Annotated in this window: 1 protein-coding gene and 1 tRNA gene; one reads left to right on the top strand and one right to left on the bottom strand. The window is 64.3% G+C overall.

Going from position 1 to position 1206, the window contains the following annotated elements:
- Positions 1 to 5: 5 nt before the first annotated feature.
- A tRNA-Ala gene (locus tag ABWP09_RS13250) sits at positions 6 to 81 on the bottom strand.
- Between the two features lie 178 nt (positions 82 to 259).
- On the opposite strand from ABWP09_RS13250, the gene ABWP09_RS13245 reads away from it, so the two are divergent.
- The coding region (locus ABWP09_RS13245) for an NADP-dependent oxidoreductase (RefSeq protein ID WP_353205597.1) at positions 260 to 1206 on the top strand (947 nt) is incomplete at its 3' end.

Below are 1206 nucleotides of genomic sequence, written 5' to 3'. Positions count from 1 at the left end.
AAGCGTGGTGGAGCTGAGCGGAATCGAACCGCTGGCCTCTGCAGTGCGATTGCAGCGCTCTCCCATCTGAGCTACAGCCCCGCACCACGCTTTGGCCCCGTCAGCAGGCCCGATCCAAGATTTAGCCGCGCTTTTTTGGGGATGCAACACGCACGCCCACACCGCGGCGATTTCACGATGCCGCGTGCCGCGATTCGGCATTGCCAATACGGCGACATCGGCATACCCCACCTTCGAAAATCATAAGAGGATGCCCCCGATGACCCGCGCCTGGACTCTGCACGCCCGCCCGAACGGCATGCCCGTCGCAACCGATTTTGCGCTGATCGAAATGCCCGCCGCCGCTTTGCAGGATGGCGACGTCCGCATTGCCAATCGCTGGCTGTCGGTCGATCCCTATATGCGCGGGCGGATGAACGACGTGAAATCGTACGTTCCGCCGTTTGCGCTGGGCGAGCCGATGCAAGGCGGCGCGATCGGCGAAGTGATCGAGAGCAAGGCCGAGGGCATCGCGGTCGGTGACATGGTGCAGCATTTTCTGGGATGGCGCGACGAGGCGGTTCTGCCCGGCGCGCAAGTCCAGAAGCTTCCCGAGCTGGGCGTACCGCCACAACAATTTCTCGGACTGCTCGGGATGCCGGGGATGACCGCCTATTTCGGTCTGCTGCGCGTGGCCGGGGCCAAGCCCGGCGATGTCGTGTTCGTGTCGGCGGCCGCAGGCGCGGTCGGATCGACCGTGGTGCAGGTCGCCAAGGCGAGCGGGATGATGGTGATCGGCAGCGCCGGCGGGGCCGACAAATGCGCGTTGGTGAAGTCGCTCGGCGCCGATGCGGTGATCGATTATAAGAGCGACGGGCCGCTGGTGAAGAAGCTGATGACGGCGCTGGGCGAGATCGGCAAGGACGGCATCGACGTCTATTTCGACAATGTCGGCGGCGAGCATCTCGATGCCGCGCTCGCGACGGGGAACCTGCATGCGCGCTTTGCGATTTGCGGGATGATCGACATTTACAACTCCGCGAAGCCGACCGAGCTGCGCTATCTCGCGCGGCTGATCGGGATGCGCATCCGCATGACCGGGCTGCTGGTCAGCGACCATGTCGGCCATGCCGCGGAATTTTACCGCGTGATGGGCGGCTGGCTGGCCGAGGGCAAATTGCACAATTCGGAGACGGTGTTCGACGGCCTCGACGCGATGCCCGACGC

The organism is Sphingomonas sp., from assembly GCF_040398505.1.
GTDB lineage: Bacteria > Pseudomonadota > Alphaproteobacteria > Sphingomonadales > Sphingomonadaceae > Sphingomonas.
This window is presented reverse-complemented; position numbering and strand designations above follow the sequence as displayed.